Genomic DNA, 17166 nt, shown 5'->3' on the forward strand with positions numbered 1-17166 from the left:
GTGGGCGCCTAAAAATTTGCCGGCGCCCCACCAATCAACTCAGCAGTTAATCGCGCAATATTGCATTGCGGCGGTCGGATTGCTTCAAAATGCCTCCCAGTACCCACATTTGATACATGGATACGGTCCACATAAACGCAAAGGAAACGCCCAAGCCGGCCCCGGCGACAATCACCAACAAGGCGAAGTGGGGATTGAGTTTAGTCAGCCACCACGAGGCGATGTCTATCAGTAGAAACAAATAAGGCATCACGATGGCGGGGTATTTATATTTGCAAGGCACACCGGTACTAAAACTGAAAATGATGCCGACAAACATAAAAATAAAACTGATCCCAAACAAATGGATATGCGACAGGCGGGTCAGTGATTGAAAGGTAGCGCCTTCGTTTGATTCGGTCAGCTTTTTTAAGTTTTCAAACTTGGTGAAATCCGGCAACGAACCGGCATTGGCGCTATGACAGCCTATGCAAAATTGCTCGACGATGGGTTTGATGTCCTTGTTATAAACCGCTTCGTCACCGCCATCCCTGACCCATTGAATGATTTTGAAACGCTCCTGTTCCGGTGCGTTGTATTTCATCGATCCATTCAATTTGGATTCCAACACCGAACCGGAGCGGTCGCCATAGTAGCTGTAAACAATATCGTCCATCGACAAACCGAATTTGCCGTCGGCCATGCCGTGGGTAAACAAAATCTGGATTAAGGCCATCAAATAACCGGCGGCTATCGTCGTTAGATAACCGGTGAACAGCAATTTGATCGAGAGGCCGAAGCTGATCAGATTGGCGCCTTTGTACGCATATTTAACAGGTGTTTGGTTGCGATCAGACATAGATGTTTTCCGGGTTATTGAGCAGGGTATCGCTTAGCGCAAGGTTTAAAACGGGAGGCAAAAGCCTTGCCTCCCGTGCCAAGCATATTATTAGTTTTTGATATTTTGGTAGTAATAACCCAGTTCGCTGACTTCTTCATCAGTCAGGGTTTGCGCGATGATGCGCATCCGGCTGTAGATGTCGTTGTGACGAGAGCCTTCCTTAAACGCATGCAGTGTGGCCGAGATGTAATCGGCATTTTGGCCGGAGATGGCCGGAATATCGACGGCTTGCCCCTTGCCGTTGCCACCATGGCAGACTTCGCAAGGTGGAAACACCCGCTCACGGCTGCCGTTTTTAACCAAGGCTTCGGCTTTTTCATAGACCATTACCGTTTTCGATTGGAAGGCTGGCGGTTGCGAGCCGAACCATGCTGCCAAATCGGCGGCGTCCTGTTTACTCAGGGTTTTGGCCAAGCCCGACATCATCGCGTTATCCCGGCTACCGTCGGCATAATCCTGCAATTGCTTGTACAAATAGGTCGGCAATTGCCCGGCTAGCGACGGGAACGCCGCCGAGATACTGATGCCTTTTTCGCCGTGACAGGCGCTGCAAGCCTTGGCCAGTTCTTCGCCTTTTTGCGGATTGCCAGCTTTCACGAAATTTAACTGTTCGGCAGTCCAGGCGACTTGTGAGGAAGGCTGGGCAAAAGCCGCGCTGGGCAACAATAATGCTGCGCTTAGAATGAGTTTTTTCATGATCAGACCCCCCATCTGCCTGAACCAAAGGTTTCCATCAAGAAGAATTGCAGGATCGGATAGCCGAACGCGATCAGCATGAACACGCCGATCACGATATTCCATAAGGTGAAGTTGTTTAGATAGCCGGGCAGATTACTGACCGCGTGAATCGGCTCGGCGTATTCCACTTCACCCTGATAACTTTCGCTGCCGAGATGGGTTTTATACAGGTTGTAAACCAGCATGCCGGCCGAAACGACCAGGATCAAACCGCCGAAAATCATCGTGACCTCGTAGGGTTCCCAGGAAATCGTCAACAGATTGTTGTAATTGACGCTATCGATGCGGCGTGGCTGGCCTAGCAAGCCCAAGATGTGCCAAGGTGTGGTCATGATAATCATGCCGATGAACCAGCTCCAAAGCTGGGCAATGGCCATGGACGGGCAGAACAGCGGCTTGCCAGTCAAAATCGGCCAGAAGTAATAGGCAATGCCAAAGTACATGATGATAGTGGTGCCGCCGAAGATCAGATGGAAGTGTCCGGAAATCCAGGCGGTGTTGTGCACCATCGCGTTCATCGCGTAGCTGGCATTAACCAAGCCGCCGAAGCCGCCGAAGATCAGCATCAACAAGCCCAGAATGATGGCCAATACCATGGGATTATTCCAGGGCAGGGCAGCAATCCAGCCGAACAAGCCCTTGCCGCCGTTCAAACGACCGGCGATTTCCAGTGAGGCAATCACGGTAAAACCGGTGATGAAGGTTGGCAGCGTGACGACAAAGGTACCGACCGCGTGCAGGATTTTCCAGCCGTGGCCTTGTTCCGGGTCCATGTATAAATGATGAAAACCGATCGGCAAGCTGAATACCACCAATAAGATGAATGCGGCCCGGGCCATCTCATCGCTAAACAAAAAGCCGCCGGCTTGCTTGGGTACCAAGGTATAAAACGCCGTGTAGGTGGGAATCAGCCAGAAATAAACGATAGGATGCAGGGTCCAGGCGAACAGCGTGCGCGCCAAGCCGGCATCGATGGTATCGATCCAGCCCAAAGCCCAGGGTATCAGTTGGAACAACACTTCGGCGGCTACGCCGGCGCTGGTCCACAGCCATAAAATGGCGTTCGCGGTGGTGGCGAACATCGCCAATGGTACGGGTTGCTCCGGATTGATCTTTTTCCATTGCATGTACATGACAATCATCGACACGCACCAAAACCAGGAGCCGACGACCAATAAGGTTGCTCCGATGTAAAACAGCGGATGCGCCATCAATGGCGGATAAAAGGTAAACAGCACCGAAGCTTGGCCTAGCAGCAACGGTAATGCCGCCAAGACTACGCCAGTCAGGGCCACGCCGAAGCCGGTCCAGGCAAAAGTCTTATTCCAGACCGGTAGTTTCAGGGTGGTGTTGGCCACATAATAGCCAAAGCCCATGATGAAAAAGGTGGTGAGTACAAAGCCCATTAACACCCCGTGGGTACTGACCGAGGCGTAATACACTTCCCGCGATTCCAAAAAGCCGAAGAAGCCGCTACGCTCGATGACCTGATACAGGCCCATCACCGCCGCCAGCCCGAACGAGCCAAACGCCACCCAGAAATGGGTCAGCGCCAATTTTTTTTCCGCTGCGTTATCCATGATTTGCTCCCCCTTGTTTATTGAGCGCTTCCCATTGCGCCTTGCTCACCACTTTGATGTTGCTCCACATATGCGCGTGGCCCATGCCGCAATATTCGTTGCACAGCACGGGATACTCGCCGGCGTGATGAAAGGCGGTGCTTACCTGCGCAACGTAGCCGGGCACGATCATCGTGCTCATATTGGTCATCGGCATATGCACGCCGTGGATTACGTCCAGACTCACCCAGCGAAAAGTGATTTCGGTTTCGGCGGGCAGGGTGAGTTCTTTCGGATAAAAGCCGTAACGCCCGGCCACCATGCGTACGGTGACGCTACCGTTAGCATTATGTTGTACACCCAGCTTGTCTTCGGCGAACTCGGCTGAGAGATGCAGTTTGGCGGAGTCTATGGTTTCGACGTTACTCGGCGCGTGAATGCCGTGAAAAAACGCCGACCCTAAAATGACGGTCACAAACAGGCCGGCTATCCCCAACGAGATACCGGCCCAGTTTTTTTCCAGTTTATCGATATGCATGTCTCCCCCTTAACCGATATGGCCGCGAGGCAAAAAGATGCCGTAGTACATCAACAGCCAGGCTACGACCATGCCGCCGCCGACTATCAACATCAGCGCCCAAGTGCCCACCGGCGAGCTTTGCAAAATTTTTTGACGTTCTTCTTCTGAGAGATTGTTCATATCCTTCCTTCTTGTATGCGTTTTGATAGGAATTAGGTTGGCAACCAACGGCATGAACAGCAGGGGCTTTGTCATTCTTACTGATGACTTTACCATCTGATTGCTAGGGTAATCATACCTTTAGCGCCGGGCTAACCGAAAGCAATAAATCAGCGGTACTAATTGTTAGAGGAGGGTGGGCTGAAAGCGCGCCGAGAACGGCCTCGGTATTTACCGGAGCGGGGAAGACATGGAGGACGGGAAATTTAGAAATCCTGTGCGGTTGGAAATCTCTGATGTGAGCCAAAAAGCCAAAAAACTGGTAATGGCGAAGTCGTCGTGTCACTATTTGGTGCAAATCGTTAGTTTGCCCCAAAAAAGTTAACGGGATCCGCTGGCATGAAACACCGAAAAACTGCTTGCAAGCGTCCGTGTCGAATCACTAACCCGTGGTAGCCACAATGAATCAACCGATCAACGAATTTCAAGAAACGCCGCCCCGCCATGTGAAATTTCGATTACTTGGGTTTTCTAATGCGGCGTTGTTGCTGGCAGCTTGTAACTTTGTTATCTGGTTATTTATTTTATTTCCGATCTATGCCGCTACGGATGGCGTCTCTAACAGCGATGGCTTACGCTTCTTAGTGGTGGCTTTTATCGTGATGGATCTGGTTGGCTTAGCGTTGGCTGCCGTGGCGATGTTTAAGTCGAAACTCCGCAAAACCATGGCTAACTACGGATTTGTAATGAATGTCGCGATGATCGGTTTGAATCTATCGGTATTTCCGTTTTAAAGCTTTGTTGCTTCCGTTAAATATGTTTGTTGATTGAAATCAGTCAATCCTTTGCAGCTATGCCACAATAGGCAGTTGGAATCCTGAGGTTTTGTAAGCGGGGCTTTAAATGAGCAACTGTATGCGCTTAGGTCGACGAATAGAAATCAAACGGTGGGCATGGGGTGTCTACTGCAGATTTTTCCTTAGCCAGGCTTTTCGTGAATGAACTCCGGTGTACAAAGGATTTCCAGCGTGGTACGTACTCAAAAAATTATTATTAGCGACGGTTTGCTCAGGAGCAAATATGCGAACAGTTAGATCAAAATTAAAAAAAAATCTGGTCATTTTTCTGGTGATGGCTGCTTTTTCTGCTTTTAATCCAGTACTTGCCGAAACGGCGGGGACTGACGACAAGGATGCTCATCACGAACACAAGAGTATGGATTGGCCGGGGATTTATAATGGCCTAACCCCCTGTGCCGACTGCATCGGCGTGAAAACCACGCTGGCTTTGAACAAAAACGGCAGTTATCTGCTGATGACCCAATTTTTGGGGAAATCGGAAAGGGAGTTTACTGAAAAGGGTAAGTTTGCCCCTGGCGAAAAAGCCAACACTCTGGTTTTGACGCCAAAGAATGGCGCAACTTCCCAGCAATATCTGGTTGAAAAAGATGCGTTGATTCAGTTGGATGGTAACGGCAACCGGTTCACCGGCAAACTTGCTGATCGCTACATTTTGCGTCGAACCAGCGTCACCGATAAGCAGCCTGAACATTCCGGGCATTGATTTAAACGTTAGGCCGGGTGGCCGCGCGCGCTGGCGGCCATCCGGAAATTAGATCTGCTATATCGATTTCTGTTGGTTTTTACGCCGAAAATAGACAATGGCTAAAAGTACCGTCAAGGCCAACGCGCCAAGCATGAAACGCGGTTCCACGACCTTCACCGAATGATTTTCGTCTTTGAATTTGAACTTGGCGAGTACGCCCAAGGCGGGGTCGGTAATGTCAATGGCAATCGATTTGGCGGCAAGATTTAAAAATTGCACTTCGCTGCCATCGAACGGTTTGTTGTTGCGGGTATCGTTGCTGACCATGCCAGGATAAAGCGGTGTTTCAGCAAGGTGAGAGACACTCAACTGTTTGGCGATTTCTTGCTCGAGTTCGCGAGTGGTTTTACCGTCGGTTTTGATATGAATCGGTTTTTGGTCGTCTATCTTAATCTCGATTTCGCCTTGTGAGGCGGTGAGGGCTTTTTTCGAGGAAAAGCCGTCCAGATATTCGACATCCGCGCTGAACACCAAATCAAAAGCCACTTGCACGCCGTCGGCGTTGAAATTTTTATCGGCAAGATCGAAACGCAAGCCTTGGTTGCTGTAATCTCTAACCGTTACCGTGGTCAACGAATAGCCGGTTTTGTTGGCGATGATTAATTCTGCTTGTTCCGGCGGTTGGGTAATAGTGATGCCGCGCCAATTCGGATCGAGCTGAATCATGCCGTCTTTCATTGATGTAAGTAGTTTTTTGGTGACGGCGTGAGCCTGTGTCGGATCATCAAACTTGTGTGCATTCAGAAAGCTCAAGCCGGTAGAACGATATAGCTCCCCATCGTCGATACGCCATTCCGCCGTGTATGAAAACAGCGAATCGCTGGTTCTTCGAGGCATGCTGGTATGAATGCGCAATTTATCCTGATCTGCCGGCGTAGTGATTGCAAAGGCTGATGGGACAAAAATACCCGACGAACAGCATGTCAGAATGATGGCAAGAGTGGATCGTTTCATCGTGGTTCCAAGCAAAAAAAAATTTACGTTAGCATAATGCGGCGTAAATGACACAACCTTTGATCGGACGGATATTAACGCCACTAATTGTAGTGTTTGCCAGTGCTGATATTTTGCGGAAAACTAGGCTGAGCTTGCTTGTGTTTGACCAGAAAAGGCGGTGGTTTATTTGCGCGGATATCTGTTTATTCGGGAACAAAAAAATTCACCGCTTGAAATAAATGTTCAAGTAAAAACTAGGGATATTAAGGCAGGCAAACACTACGCAGCAAACGCTCGAGTATCTGTTCTGTATTACAATCCCAGTGCTGGGCGCTGCGTCAGGTTTTAATTCAATAAGTTGCAGGTAAGGTATCGGTAAAATCCGAAGAGGATAGAAGTGGACGAATCGATAGGGAGTAGAAATAGTGGGAACTAGAATTTTCCACTAAGTTTTTCAAAAAATAAATATAAATTAATAAGGAAATACTGTTATGACATTAGATTCTCATGCTGCTAAATTAAAAGAAATGGCGGAGAAAATTATAGATTTCACGCCGCAAGAAATCAGTAGTATTACGCCGGAAGAAATCCAGCGTCTATTTTATGATTTACAAGTTTACCAAATTGAATTGCAAATGCAGAATGAAGAACTGCAAAAAGCGCAATTTGAGTTATCCCGCCTAAATAATAAGTTAAATTTTACTTACCATTGCGTTCCGGTCGGTATTATCACTCTGGATTATCAAGGTTTTATAGAGCAAGCAAATCATACGTTTGCAGATATGTTGGGTTATAAAGCCAGTAAATTGCAGAAAACCCATTTTTCCAAGCTAATCTTCGAAGAAGATAAAAATATATTTATTCACCGTTTTGATGCTTTTTTCAAAGCGCCAGCCCATAAAAGTTTGCAGTTGCGTTTGCAAGGCGATAAGAACTTGGCTTTTCCTGCTTTGATTAAAGGTAATGCGGATGACGGTAGCGATACAGCAGGCGAATCGTTTGATTTGAAAGCGCGTAAATTAGTCGTGACTATCACAAATATTAGCGACGTGATCGCCGACGCAAATAAGGCTTGATTTTTTTATCGCCGCGTGAACGGTAATGTTGTCCAGAGGCTTTATTAATTTAAACGATTGATATTAAATAACATGGTTTTATGGATAATGAAAACACTGTAAAAGTGCCGCCGCAGTATATTGTCGGGATAGGTGCTTCGGCCGGAGGCTTGGAAGCTATTGAGGCATTTTTCAAGAATATGCCTGCGAATAGCGGTTTGTCGTTTGTGGTGATTCAGCATTTGTCACCACAGTATAAAAGTTTGATGGCTGAACTATTGTCCAAACATACCGCCATGCCGGTAAAGCGCATTGAGGACGGTATGAAAATCGAGCGCAACACCGTCTACTTGATTCCGCCCCGGAAAAACGTCACGGTGTTTCACAACCAGCTATTGCTGGCCGAGCAAGATCCCAGCAAAGGGATTAATCTGCCGATTGATATATTTTTGCGCTCCTTGAGCGAGGACGCCAGAGAGCTGGCGGTAGGTATCATTTTGTCCGGCACCGGCAGTGATGGCACACGCGGTATTCGTGCCATCAAAGAATTCGGCGGCATGGTGATGGTGCAAGACGAAAATTCCGCCAAATTCGACGGCATGCCCAAGAATGCTTTTGCTACGGGTTTGGCGGATTTTAGTTTGCCGCCGGAGAAGATGCCCGGTCAGTTGTTGGCGTTTGTTAAGCATCCCTATGCCACCTTACAGGAAAAAAATATCGTCTCGTCTGACGACAGTGACATCACGCGGATTTTTTCAATCCTTAGAGAAAAGTGCAAAATCGATTTTACCTTTTATAAACCCAATACGGTAGTTAGACGCATTGAACGGCGTATATCGATCAATCACTTAAAAGATATATCCGAGTATTTAAACTTGTTGCAAACAAATCCTCATGAAGTTTTAGTGTTATTTCAGGAGTTGTTGATAGGGGTTACCAGTTTTTTTCGCGACGAGCACGTATTTGACGATATTCGTGAGCATTGGTTAAAAAAAGTTGTCAAGTTATTGCAAGAAGATGAGTTGCGAGTTTGGGTGACCGCATGTTCCACCGGGGAGGAAGCTTATTCCTTGGCGATGTTGTTATCGGAATATCGGGAGTATTCAGGACATTATTTTCGCGTGAAGATTTTTGCGACCGATGTCGATCTAACAGCCATTGAGAAAGCCAGTAACGGTAAATATCCGGAAAGTATTATTGCAGATATTCCGCCCAAGCTCCTGTCGAAATACTTTATTCGCCGGGAAGATTATTTTCAGGTCAGTCAAAAAATTCGGGAAATGGTGGTGTTTGCCCAGCATAACCTGATTAAAGATCCACCGTTTACCAATATTCATATTCTCAGCTGTCGAAACGTGTTGATTTACTTGCAACCTGTTTTACAGAAAAAAATATTGGAGTTATTCAACTTTTCTCTGGTAAAGGAAGGCTTGTTGGTGCTGGGTACCAGTGAAACGATAGGCGATATGGGTGAGTATTTCGATGTGGCAAGTGCCAAATCAAAACTATATCGCTCCAAAGGCAAATATAAATCCTTGGGTTTTACTGCGTCCCCCAGTGCTTTAATGACTTACGCGCCGTATCCGAGTTCGGTGCGCTCCTCGAATGCGCTTAGTGGTCAGGAAGAAAGAGTATTGGACCGGTTCATCAGGGCAATATCGAATGATGTCTTGCCGTTTACGATGATAATTAATGAAAATATGGAAATATCCCATATTTTCGGCGATTCTAAAGATTATTTGAGTTATCCCAGCGGCAAACTGGTGAGTAATGTCAGTAAAATTGTTAAAAAAGATTTATCCATACCCATTTCCACAGGTATCCAAAAAGCCTTAAAAGCGAATAACGAAATTGTGTTGTCCAATATTCGGGTCAGAGAGCAGGACAGTTTGCGGACGTTTAGACTGCAATTTAAACCCCTGCCGGGCAAGAAGGGCCAAGAAATCTTAGTGGCGGCGATGATCACGGAGACGGTGGATCCTTCTTGTTTTAGCGAGACGGAAACCTTGGTCTACGATGTCAATTTAGATGCTAAACAACGCATCATCGATCTGGAGCAAGAATTACAGTTTACCCGCGAAAACCTGCAAGCTACGGTGGAAGAGTTAGAAACCTCTAACGAGGAATTGCAAGCCACCAACGAAGAATTATTGGCAAGTAATGAGGAATTGCAGAGTACGAATGAGGAATTGCAATCGGTCAACGAAGAGCTTTATACCGTCAATGCCGAACACCAGGGCAAGATAGTCGAGTTGACCTTGCTGAATAACGATTTGGATAACTTATTCAATAGTACCAATATCGCTACTCTGTTTTTAGACGAGAATCTGGATATTAGGCGATTTACTCCGAAACTACAGTCGATATTCCATATTTTGGAAACCGATCTCGGGCGGCCGTTTTATCACTTGACGCATACGATCAAAGACCTGGATGTCATCGCTGTCGTTAAAGGTGTCAACGATCAACACAACTGTTTCGATCAGGAAATTCAACTTGAAAACGGCACCTGGTATCTATTGCGGGTAATTCCCTACGTGGTTTCTGCGAAAGTCAATGCCGGCGTTATTTTGACTTTTGTAGACATCAATCAGCTGAAAAGCGCGCAATTGGAGTTGCATAAGCGTGAAGAGCAAGAAACACTGAGATTGGCCAAGTTTGTGCAGTTTTCCAACGATGCGATTACCTTGCTCGAACCGGACGGTACCATCGTGACGTGGAATCATGCCGCCGAGAAACTGTATGGCTGGTCGGCGCATGAAGCGCTGGGGATGAATTTTTACAATCTGATTCCGGACGACGAAAAGCATTTTGCCAAGCAAGGTTTAAGCAACCTGAAAGTGGGTAACACCTTGCCGTCGTTTCAGGCCAAGCGGCTGAGCAAATCCGGTAAGGTGGTGCACGTTTCGGCGTCGGCTTGTATGTTCCAGGCCGAGAACTCGGCTAGGGAGTTAATCGCGTTAACCGAGCGCGATTACGTTCACCAGCATCAAGTCGAAAAACAGGAGTGTTTAAATTGTTTGCAAAAGCTGGCCACGATAGTGATGGATACCGACGAAGCAATTATTCTGTTTGAAGTGTCAGGGAAGATTACCGCTTGGAATAAAGGTGCCGAAATCTTATACGGCTGGGATAGCTTGGACGCCGCCAGTATGACGTTTGCCGAGATCGTCTCTGACGATGAAAGGGGCATTACCCAACAACTGATTCAGGAATTGATCCTTGCTGGCGGCGTGAAAAGTATTAAGACCAAACGTATCACCAAGGATCAGAAAATTATCCCGGTGCGTATGCATGCAACGGTTTTGGGTAATCGCTCGGGAGAAGCGCTCTTAATCGTCAGCAGTGAAAAAGCGGTGCACTGAGCGGCTAATATCAACTCGCTATTGAGGCAAGATTTCGGCTAACGATTGCTCCACCGCCGACAATTCCGCCGGCGTATTGATGTTGACGAAGATGTGCGGCTTATCGCTGAAATCTACGTTGACCAGCGAATGCCGGTGAAACCAGGTTTGCAACTTACGCTCACCGCTGCGCAAGTAATTCTGTAAATCAGTTTGCAAGCTGGTTTTCAGTGCGGCGAAAACCGGATGCAGGCGTTCGCCGTCAAACGCCACGGCGATGTCCGCATCCTGGCTAATTAATGCGTCGAGCAAGCGTTGCAAATGCATGCTTGCAACCAGCGGCGAATCGCACGGCGCTACCAGTAATATCGCATGTTGCGCGGCCTGCATCGCCGCCAGAATGCCGGCCAGCGGGCCGTCAAAGCTTGGTTCGGCATCGCTGATAACCGGGTAAGCGAATTGCCGGTACTGATCTTGATTACGATTGGCGCTGATCAACAAATCGTCGACCAGTGGCATCATGGCTGCCATTGCGTAACTAACCAAGGGCCGGTTATTGCACAACATCAAGCCCTTGTCTTGCTCCTGCATGCGTCTGGCCATACCGCCGGCCAGCACCACGCCGCTAACTTTGTTTTGCCCGCTCATGATGGTAAGCTTTCCCGATGTTTAAAACAGCCGTCATTTTCGCAAGCCTGCCGTTGATTGCAAGTTGTGCCGCGCAGTCTCAGCATACCGAAGAAGTGACGTATTATCAGGTGGAAACCAGCAAACCCTACGACGAAGTATTGGCGGAATTGGAAGTAGCGATTGCCGAACACAACTTTCGCATCACCGGCCATAGTCGGGTGGGGAAGGTAATCCGCGACAGAGGAGCCACGAATTTTCCGGAATACGATACCGTACAGTTTTGCAACTTGACGCTGGCAAAGGTCGTGCTGGAAATCACCCCGCACGCAATTGGCTATATGCCCTGTAATGTGGTGACCTATCAATTCGCAGGTAAAACCATCGTCAGAACGCATCTGCTACCTGAAGATACCGACAACCCGGCCTTGAATAAATTCGCCAAGGAAATGAACCCGCAGTTGCAACAGATTGTCGACTTCGCCGCCGAACAATAACTATCCCTACAACGATAAAAACCGAGCATCATGAAAAAATCATTCTTCGCTACTCTCGCTGTTGTAACGCTGCTAAGCGGCTGTGCCACTACCCAGGAAAACTCAAAGCCGGAGGCCGCCGCAGCCGAGCCTGCGGCATTGGTCAATGACTATCCCACCCGGGACCGCGTCGAATATGTGCTGGAGTGCGTCGCCAAGCACGGCGGCCTGACCTATATCAGTCAATACGCCTGCGGTTGCAAAATCGATAAAATCGCCGAAAAACTCAGTTTCGAAGAATACGAGTCAGCCAAAACCTTTACTCAGATGCAAAAAACCCCAGGCGAAGCCGGTGCGGCCTTTCGCGATCCTAAACAATCCAAGGATTTGCGCACCAAGCTGAAGGATGCTGACGCCGAAGCGGAAAAAGCCTGTTTCGTTAAATAATTCCTGTTGACCATGATGGCCCCGGCCGGGTTGTCATCATGGTTCATGTCTTTTCCGTCAAACCATCGCTATACGAGCAGTTTGGCGTTTGCCGTCGGACTCACTTAATCTTACCGTTATGCCCAACGCCGAGTTTTTTCTTTCTTACCCCAAATTCAAACTGGCGATACTGGCCTTGTTGACGCTGAATATCGGTATTTACGCAGCGGTCGATACGCTGACCACTGCGGTTGATGCGCTGGTTTGGGTGATCTTATTGGTGATGTTCGAACTGGAAACTGTCAAGGCCGCGCCGTTTAATGAGACGACCTTGCATGCGGTGAGGAACGTTTTGATTGTGGTGATTGCCTTGGTATTCGGCAGCTACGTCCGCGATAACGAATGGTTGGATGTGCTCAACTCTCTGCTCTGGTTTGGGTTGATTGTGCTGCTCGAGTTGGAAGTGCGCTGGCCGACTTTGGTTGCTCGACACCGGCAGCTGTTTTGGTTGATCACTCTCGCTGTATTTGCGGGTTTAGTCGGTATGGTCGTGGCTTGGCTGATGCAGTCAGAGTGGCTGGATGCTTACGATGCGCTGCTGTGGATCACTGCATTCGGCGTGATTGAAGTCGATATTTTTCATTTTCTGAAGTTGACGCGCGATTAATCCCAACGCCATTTTCAGCGGTTTCCCAAGCATGAGAAAGATTGTTTGGTTGCTTATTTTGGTGGCGCCGTTGCTGCTGAAAGGCTGGTATGTCGATAATTTCATTTATCACTATACCGGTACCCGTTTGCTGGGATTTACTCAGGTTTTATTTAACGATGCCGTGATTTATGGCGGTATTTTAATATTACTGTATTTATCGCTGCTGCCGACTATGATGCGTTGGCTGGCGGCATTATTACGCTTGGCGGCTGTGCTGTTGTTTGCGGTTTATATTATCGATTACGCCATTATCGTTAATTTCAATACCCATTTGGCTTTAGGTGATGCGGTAAAATACGCCGATTATTCAAGTAAATATATTCAGCAAATTTATGGGTTAAGCGATTTTGGTGTGCTTGCGCTTAGCGTATTAATCTTGGCTGTACCTTTATATTTTTCGTGGGTAAGGTTTAAATCCGTAAATCCTTATGTCAAAAAGTGGCCCATCTGCTTAATTCTTGGCTTACCGTTGGCCGCGGCGTTTGCCGATAATGAAAAATACGCCCATGCCTGGATTTATAAAAATGTCATTGATTATAACTTAACCATATTATCCGAGGCTGCGCCGTATAGCGCCGCCTATGTCGATAACTTTAGTTTTCAAGAGCATATAGACTGCCAAACTCAACCGGTAGACACTAAGAATACTATTATTTTGATGGTGGAGTCCCTTTCCGCTTATCAAAGCCGATATTTCTCCGGCATCCACGATTGGACGCCCAATCTGGATGAAATTGCTCGCCAACATCAAGCGTTCAAGAATTTTTACGCCAACGGTTTTATCACCGAAGACGGCGAAGTCGCGCTGCTGACGGGCTTGCAGCCGCTCTATCCGCCCTCCAGTTATACCGACGATGGCGGTACGTCGTTTTATAGTTTTTATAATATAAAAGATTCCCTACCCAATATTCTTAAAAAGCACGGTTATAAAACCGAATTTTTAACGACTGCAGATTTGGAGTTTGGTAATACCGGAGTCTGGGCAAAAAGTGTGGGGTTTGATTATGTCGAAGGCCACGACCAGCCGGAGTATGATAAATGGGAACGGTTTCATTTTGAGGCCGCGCCGGATGAGGCCTTATATTTAAGAGCTTTGGACAGGATCGATAAAAATAAGAGAAATAATTTTTTGCTGTTTATCAAAACGGTTAGCAGTCATCATCCTTATATTAATCCGGAGACTAAGGAAAAATCCGAATCTGCGGCCATTACCTATACCGATAAGCAAATAGGCCGGTTTTATCAAGAACTAAAAAATAAGGGCTTTTTCAAGAATGGTCTCTTGATTATTGTCGGCGACCATCATTCGATGACACCCTTAAAAAAAGCCGAAGTCGAGTTATATGGCCAGTATAAAGCTTCGGCCAAAGTGCCTTTAGTGATTGTCGATAGCGACCGGCCGGTGGGCGTGGAAAATAATCAATATCAACAAATTGATGTGTTTAATACTTTGCAGGGCTTGGCGGCAGGCAAGCAATGTTATTCGGATTGGAACGGAATATTGTTCGGCGCCGCGAAAGCCTCACCCAAATACATCATTCATAGGCGCGGCGATAATCGGGATATGGTTAGTGTATTTGCCGAAAACGAAGACTATCTGGTGAAACTGGATGGCGATAATACTCGCGTAAATAGCAAGCTACCGGCTGATCAGACTGTCCGGCAGCTGTTGGTCGAAAAGGTTAACGCGCTGCGGATAGCGCGGGCGAAGTGGGCGTTGACACAATCCGCCGAAAAGTCAGATTGATACGCGCTTGTTTTAGTTGGCGAGTTTTGGGTAGTTCGTGGCGCCAATGGTGTTGCAACTCGCCGGCCATGATCAGCAAATCGCCGTGCCTTAGCTCGATATCCAGCACCGTGCAGCTGCGGGCGTGTCGAAAGCGCAGCAAGCGCGTCTCGCCGAAACTGAGCGACGCGATCAGCGGATTCGCTCCCAACTCTTTTTCATTATCGGCATGGCAGCCCATCGAGTCCCGGCCGTCGCGATACAGATTCGCCAAAACGCTATTGAAAGGCTGCTGGCAAACGGTTTCGACGTCGCTTCGTATGGATTGTAGCTCGCTGGTCCAGGGCAAGGGTTGGTGATCAACCCCGGAATAGCGGTAGTCGGCACCTGGGTCGCCGTACCAGGCCATCAAGCGCGGCACAGGCACCCAACGCCCGAAAATATGGATTTGCTCGGTTTGCCAGGCCAGGTTTTGCAATAAGCTGTGCAAATAACTGTCTGCAATGCCGGTTGGGTAGAAAGCTGGCAGAAGATATAACTTGCCATCGCGGGGAGCCAGATTTTGGTAGTTGATGTTTAAGCTCGATGTCATCGCAGTACGCGCCTCAGCTGGCTCGGGGATTTTAGCCGCCGAACCAGACAATCCGGTAAATGAGTCGGATTTAATGCACCAACAATATAATCAGCTGCGCGGCAATGATCCGCAGAATCATGACCAACGGGTATACGGTCGCATAGGCCATCGACACAGCCGCCGCCGGGCTGAGGTTATTGGCGAACGCCAACGCGGGTGGATCGGTCATGCTGCCGGCCAGCAAGCCGCAAAGCGTTAGAAAGTTGAGTTTATAAACTATCCGGCCCACGGCCGCGACGATCAGCAGAGGCAGCAAAGTGATCATCGCCGCGCAGGCCATCCAGTAAAAACCATCGCCTTTGACCAGTGTCTCGACGAATTGATCGCCGGAGTGCAAACCGACGCAGGCCAGGAACAACACAATGCCGATGTCTTTTAAAATGATGTTGGAGCTTTTCGGTAAATGCCAGGTCATCGTGCCCCAGTTACCCACCCGGCTGAGCATAATGGCCACCAGCAAAGGCCCGCCGGCCATGCCCAGTTTGACCGCGGAGGGAATGCCGGGTAAATACATGGGCACACTGCCCAGCAACACTCCCAGCGAGATGCCGATAAAAATCGGCATGATCTGCGGATGATTGAGTTCTTCCAGCGAGTTACCCAGGGCTTTTTCGATACTGTTTAACGCTTCCTGATGACCCACCACATTCAGCTCGTCACCGAAGTGGACATGCACATTGCTGGTGGGCGAGAACTCGACATCAGGCCGATGAATTCGGGAAATAGTGACGCCGTAAAGCATGCACAGATTGCCGACGGTTTGATTGATCGCGGATTTGTTGGTGACTACCAATCGTCTGCTTTGCAAATTGGTGGCAATTTGTTTTAGATCGATATCCGACTCCGGACCGATCAGAATTTTCAGTTGTTCCAAAGGTTCACGTTCGCCGACCAGGCGGATGGTGTCGCCAATTGCCAGGCGGCTTTCCTGGCCGGCGACATCGACTGCACCGTTATGCAGAATCCGGGTCATCACCACGTTCATACCTTCGAAAAACGGAATTTGGCTCAGCGTCAAACCGTTCAGATTTGGGTTTTCCACCCGCAAATCCTTCCAGATCGGTACATGGGTGTCTTGCTGTTGTTGGTCGGCAAAGCTTTTGGCTTCGTCGGCTATATCCACTTTAAACAAGCGTTTGTTTAGTAGCATGGCCAGAATGATGCCGGCGATACCGAATGGGTAGGCCACCGCATAGCCCAAGCCCGGCATTTTCAAGGTTTCGCTGTCGATGCCGGCAATCCCGCCCAGTACTTGCTGGGCGGCGGCCAGCGATGGGGTATTGGTGGTGGCGCCGGAAAACAGGCCTACCGCTACCGGCATCGGAATCTCGCCGACAATGCTGATTAATACCGTAATTAATGCGCCCAATAGCACAATCGCGGCGGCCATGCCGTTCAGCCGCAAGCCGTAACGAAAAAACGAGCTGACAAAGCTGGGGCCGACTTGCAAACCAATCGCGTAAACGAAGAGTACCAAGCCGAATTCTCGCAAGAAATGCATCACTTCCGGATTGATACTCAGTTGGAAATGCCCGAATAGCAGTCCGGAAAACAGCACGCCGGCGATGCCCAGTTGAATACCGGCCAGCGCTACTCTGCCCAACACCAGGCCGCTTGCCACTACCAAGCTAATAATTAGTAGTGTGTGCGGCACGGAATCTTGATTAAAAAGCGATAGCAACCACGACATGGCCTATTCCTTTGGTTCGAGTGGGTTGAAGGGATTTAGGTTTGCTTAGTCAATGTCGCCTGACTATGATGCAGAAGCCTGA

At 48.4% G+C, this 17166-nt stretch carries 17 protein-coding genes; 8 read left to right on the plus strand and 9 right to left on the minus strand.

Annotated features, from left to right (window positions below):
- Window positions 1-46: 46 nt before the first annotated feature.
- The 5 genes from ACWAU0_RS12665 to ACWAU0_RS12685 form a co-directional block, all read right to left on the minus strand.
- Window positions 47-838 carry an Aq_1264-related membrane protein gene (locus ACWAU0_RS12665; RefSeq protein ID WP_445368303.1) on the minus strand — a complete coding sequence of 264 codons (792 nt, stop codon included), beginning with the start codon at window positions 836-838 and terminating at the stop codon, window positions 47-49.
- A 90-nt stretch (window positions 839-928) separates the two neighbouring features.
- Window positions 929-1576, minus strand: a complete 648-nt coding sequence (locus ACWAU0_RS12670) for a c-type cytochrome (protein ID WP_458136882.1) — start codon at window positions 1574-1576, stop codon at window positions 929-931.
- A 2-nt stretch (window positions 1577-1578) separates the two neighbouring features.
- Entirely contained in the window at window positions 1579-3198 is a 1620-nt protein-coding gene (locus tag ACWAU0_RS12675; protein ID WP_458136883.1) for a b(o/a)3-type cytochrome-c oxidase subunit 1, read from the minus strand.
- On the minus strand, window positions 3191-3715 hold the full coding sequence (locus ACWAU0_RS12680) for a cupredoxin domain-containing protein (RefSeq protein ID WP_033155639.1): 525 nt from the start codon (window positions 3713-3715) through the stop codon (window positions 3191-3193). The genes ACWAU0_RS12675 and ACWAU0_RS12680 overlap by 8 nt, the downstream gene beginning before the upstream one ends.
- A gap of 9 nt (window positions 3716-3724) precedes the next feature.
- Window positions 3725-3877 carry a hypothetical protein gene (locus ACWAU0_RS12685; protein WP_051669688.1) on the minus strand — a complete coding sequence of 51 codons (153 nt, stop codon included), beginning with the start codon at window positions 3875-3877 and terminating at the stop codon, window positions 3725-3727.
- Window positions 3878-4317: 440 nt separating this feature from the next.
- Between ACWAU0_RS12685 and ACWAU0_RS12690 the strand changes: the two genes are divergently transcribed.
- Window positions 4318-4650, plus strand: coding sequence for a hypothetical protein (locus ACWAU0_RS12690; protein ID WP_033155638.1), 333 nt, complete (start codon window positions 4318-4320; stop codon window positions 4648-4650).
- 214 nt (window positions 4651-4864) lie between these two features.
- A complete protein-coding gene (locus ACWAU0_RS12695) occupies window positions 4865-5419 on the plus strand; it encodes a copper resistance protein NlpE (RefSeq protein ID WP_458136884.1) in 555 nt (184 codons plus the stop codon).
- Between the two features lie 57 nt (window positions 5420-5476).
- On the opposite strand, the gene ACWAU0_RS12700 is transcribed toward ACWAU0_RS12695, so the two are convergent.
- Window positions 5477-6415 carry a hypothetical protein gene (locus ACWAU0_RS12700; protein ID WP_458136885.1) on the minus strand — a complete coding sequence of 313 codons (939 nt, stop codon included), beginning with the start codon at window positions 6413-6415 and terminating at the stop codon, window positions 5477-5479.
- Window positions 6416-6888: 473 nt separating this feature from the next.
- On the opposite strand from ACWAU0_RS12700, the gene ACWAU0_RS12705 reads away from it, so the two are divergent.
- Both ACWAU0_RS12705 and ACWAU0_RS12710 read left to right on the plus strand, forming a co-directional pair.
- Complete coding sequence (locus ACWAU0_RS12705; protein ID WP_205451118.1) at window positions 6889-7473, plus strand: PAS domain-containing protein; 585 nt, start codon at window positions 6889-6891, stop codon at window positions 7471-7473.
- A gap of 80 nt (window positions 7474-7553) precedes the next feature.
- The gene (locus ACWAU0_RS12710) at window positions 7554-10817 is read left to right on the plus strand and encodes a chemotaxis protein CheB (RefSeq protein ID WP_458136886.1); all 3264 of its coding nucleotides are present in this window, start codon (window positions 7554-7556) and stop codon (window positions 10815-10817) included.
- Window positions 10818-10835: 18 nt separating this feature from the next.
- Here the strand turns inward: ACWAU0_RS12710 and mobA are convergent, their stop codons facing one another.
- Window positions 10836-11444, minus strand: a complete 609-nt coding sequence (mobA, locus tag ACWAU0_RS12715) for a molybdenum cofactor guanylyltransferase MobA (protein ID WP_458136887.1) — start codon at window positions 11442-11444, stop codon at window positions 10836-10838.
- Window positions 11445-11461: 17 nt separating this feature from the next.
- On the opposite strand from mobA, the gene ACWAU0_RS12720 reads away from it, so the two are divergent.
- The 4 genes from ACWAU0_RS12720 to ACWAU0_RS12735 all read left to right on the plus strand — a co-directional run bounded on the left by ACWAU0_RS12720 (window position 11462) and on the right by ACWAU0_RS12735 (window position 14781).
- Window positions 11462-11920 carry a DUF302 domain-containing protein gene (locus ACWAU0_RS12720; RefSeq protein ID WP_458136888.1) on the plus strand — a complete coding sequence of 153 codons (459 nt, stop codon included), beginning with the start codon at window positions 11462-11464 and terminating at the stop codon, window positions 11918-11920.
- 30 nt (window positions 11921-11950) lie between these two features.
- Window positions 11951-12346 carry a hypothetical protein gene (locus tag ACWAU0_RS12725; protein ID WP_026603822.1) on the plus strand — a complete coding sequence of 132 codons (396 nt, stop codon included), beginning with the start codon at window positions 11951-11953 and terminating at the stop codon, window positions 12344-12346.
- 118 nt (window positions 12347-12464) lie between these two features.
- Window positions 12465-12992 (plus strand): hypothetical protein, encoded by a 528-nt coding sequence (locus ACWAU0_RS12730; RefSeq protein ID WP_458136889.1) that lies wholly within the window; start codon window positions 12465-12467, stop codon window positions 12990-12992.
- 31 nt (window positions 12993-13023) lie between these two features.
- On the plus strand, window positions 13024-14781 hold the full coding sequence (locus ACWAU0_RS12735; protein WP_458136890.1) for an LTA synthase family protein: 1758 nt from the start codon (window positions 13024-13026) through the stop codon (window positions 14779-14781).
- Here the strand turns inward: ACWAU0_RS12735 and ACWAU0_RS12740 are convergent.
- Entirely contained in the window at window positions 14717-15352 is a 636-nt protein-coding gene (locus tag ACWAU0_RS12740; RefSeq protein WP_458136891.1) for an alpha-ketoglutarate-dependent dioxygenase AlkB family protein, read from the minus strand. The genes ACWAU0_RS12735 and ACWAU0_RS12740 overlap by 65 nt on opposite strands.
- Window positions 15353-15422: 70 nt before the next feature.
- Window positions 15423-17084: a putative transporter gene (locus ACWAU0_RS12745; RefSeq protein ID WP_415880199.1), complete on the minus strand. Its 1662-nt coding sequence runs from the start codon at window positions 17082-17084 to the stop codon at window positions 15423-15425.
- Window positions 17085-17166: the final 82 nt, after the last annotated feature.

This window comes from Methylomonas sp. Uni0009, assembly GCF_054188105.3.

What these genes read in the sequence shown, in the direction of transcription:
- ACWAU0_RS12700 (WP_458136885.1), bottom strand. Translation starts at nt 6,415, where the DNA reads ATGAAACGATCCACTCTTGCCATCATTCTGACATGCTGTTCGTCGGGT.
- ACWAU0_RS12685 (WP_051669688.1), bottom strand. Translation starts at nt 3,877, where the DNA reads ATGAACAATCTCTCAGAAGAAGAACGTCAAAAAATTTTGCAAAGCTCG.
- ACWAU0_RS12670 (WP_458136882.1), bottom strand. Translation starts at nt 1,576, where the DNA reads ATGAAAAAACTCATTCTAAGCGCAGCATTATTGTTGCCCAGCGCGGCT.
- ACWAU0_RS12745 (WP_415880199.1), bottom strand. Translation starts at nt 17,084, where the DNA reads ATGTCGTGGTTGCTATCGCTTTTTAATCAAGATTCCGTGCCGCACACA.
- ACWAU0_RS12730 (WP_458136889.1), top strand. Translation starts at nt 12,465, where the DNA reads ATGCCCAACGCCGAGTTTTTTCTTTCTTACCCCAAATTCAAACTGGCG.
- ACWAU0_RS12740 (WP_458136891.1), bottom strand. Translation starts at nt 15,352, where the DNA reads ATGACATCGAGCTTAAACATCAACTACCAAAATCTGGCTCCCCGCGAT.
- ACWAU0_RS12720 (WP_458136888.1), top strand. Translation starts at nt 11,462, where the DNA reads ATGTTTAAAACAGCCGTCATTTTCGCAAGCCTGCCGTTGATTGCAAGT.
- ACWAU0_RS12710 (WP_458136886.1), top strand. Translation starts at nt 7,554, where the DNA reads ATGGATAATGAAAACACTGTAAAAGTGCCGCCGCAGTATATTGTCGGG.
- ACWAU0_RS12675 (WP_458136883.1), bottom strand. Translation starts at nt 3,198, where the DNA reads ATGGATAACGCAGCGGAAAAAAAATTGGCGCTGACCCATTTCTGGGTG.
- ACWAU0_RS12725 (WP_026603822.1), top strand. Translation starts at nt 11,951, where the DNA reads ATGAAAAAATCATTCTTCGCTACTCTCGCTGTTGTAACGCTGCTAAGC.
- ACWAU0_RS12680 (WP_033155639.1), bottom strand. Translation starts at nt 3,715, where the DNA reads ATGCATATCGATAAACTGGAAAAAAACTGGGCCGGTATCTCGTTGGGG.
- ACWAU0_RS12705 (WP_205451118.1), top strand. Translation starts at nt 6,889, where the DNA reads ATGACATTAGATTCTCATGCTGCTAAATTAAAAGAAATGGCGGAGAAA.
- mobA (WP_458136887.1), bottom strand. Translation starts at nt 11,444, where the DNA reads ATGAGCGGGCAAAACAAAGTTAGCGGCGTGGTGCTGGCCGGCGGTATG.
- ACWAU0_RS12690 (WP_033155638.1), top strand. Translation starts at nt 4,318, where the DNA reads ATGAATCAACCGATCAACGAATTTCAAGAAACGCCGCCCCGCCATGTG.
- ACWAU0_RS12665 (WP_445368303.1), bottom strand. Translation starts at nt 838, where the DNA reads ATGTCTGATCGCAACCAAACACCTGTTAAATATGCGTACAAAGGCGCC.
- ACWAU0_RS12735 (WP_458136890.1), top strand. Translation starts at nt 13,024, where the DNA reads ATGAGAAAGATTGTTTGGTTGCTTATTTTGGTGGCGCCGTTGCTGCTG.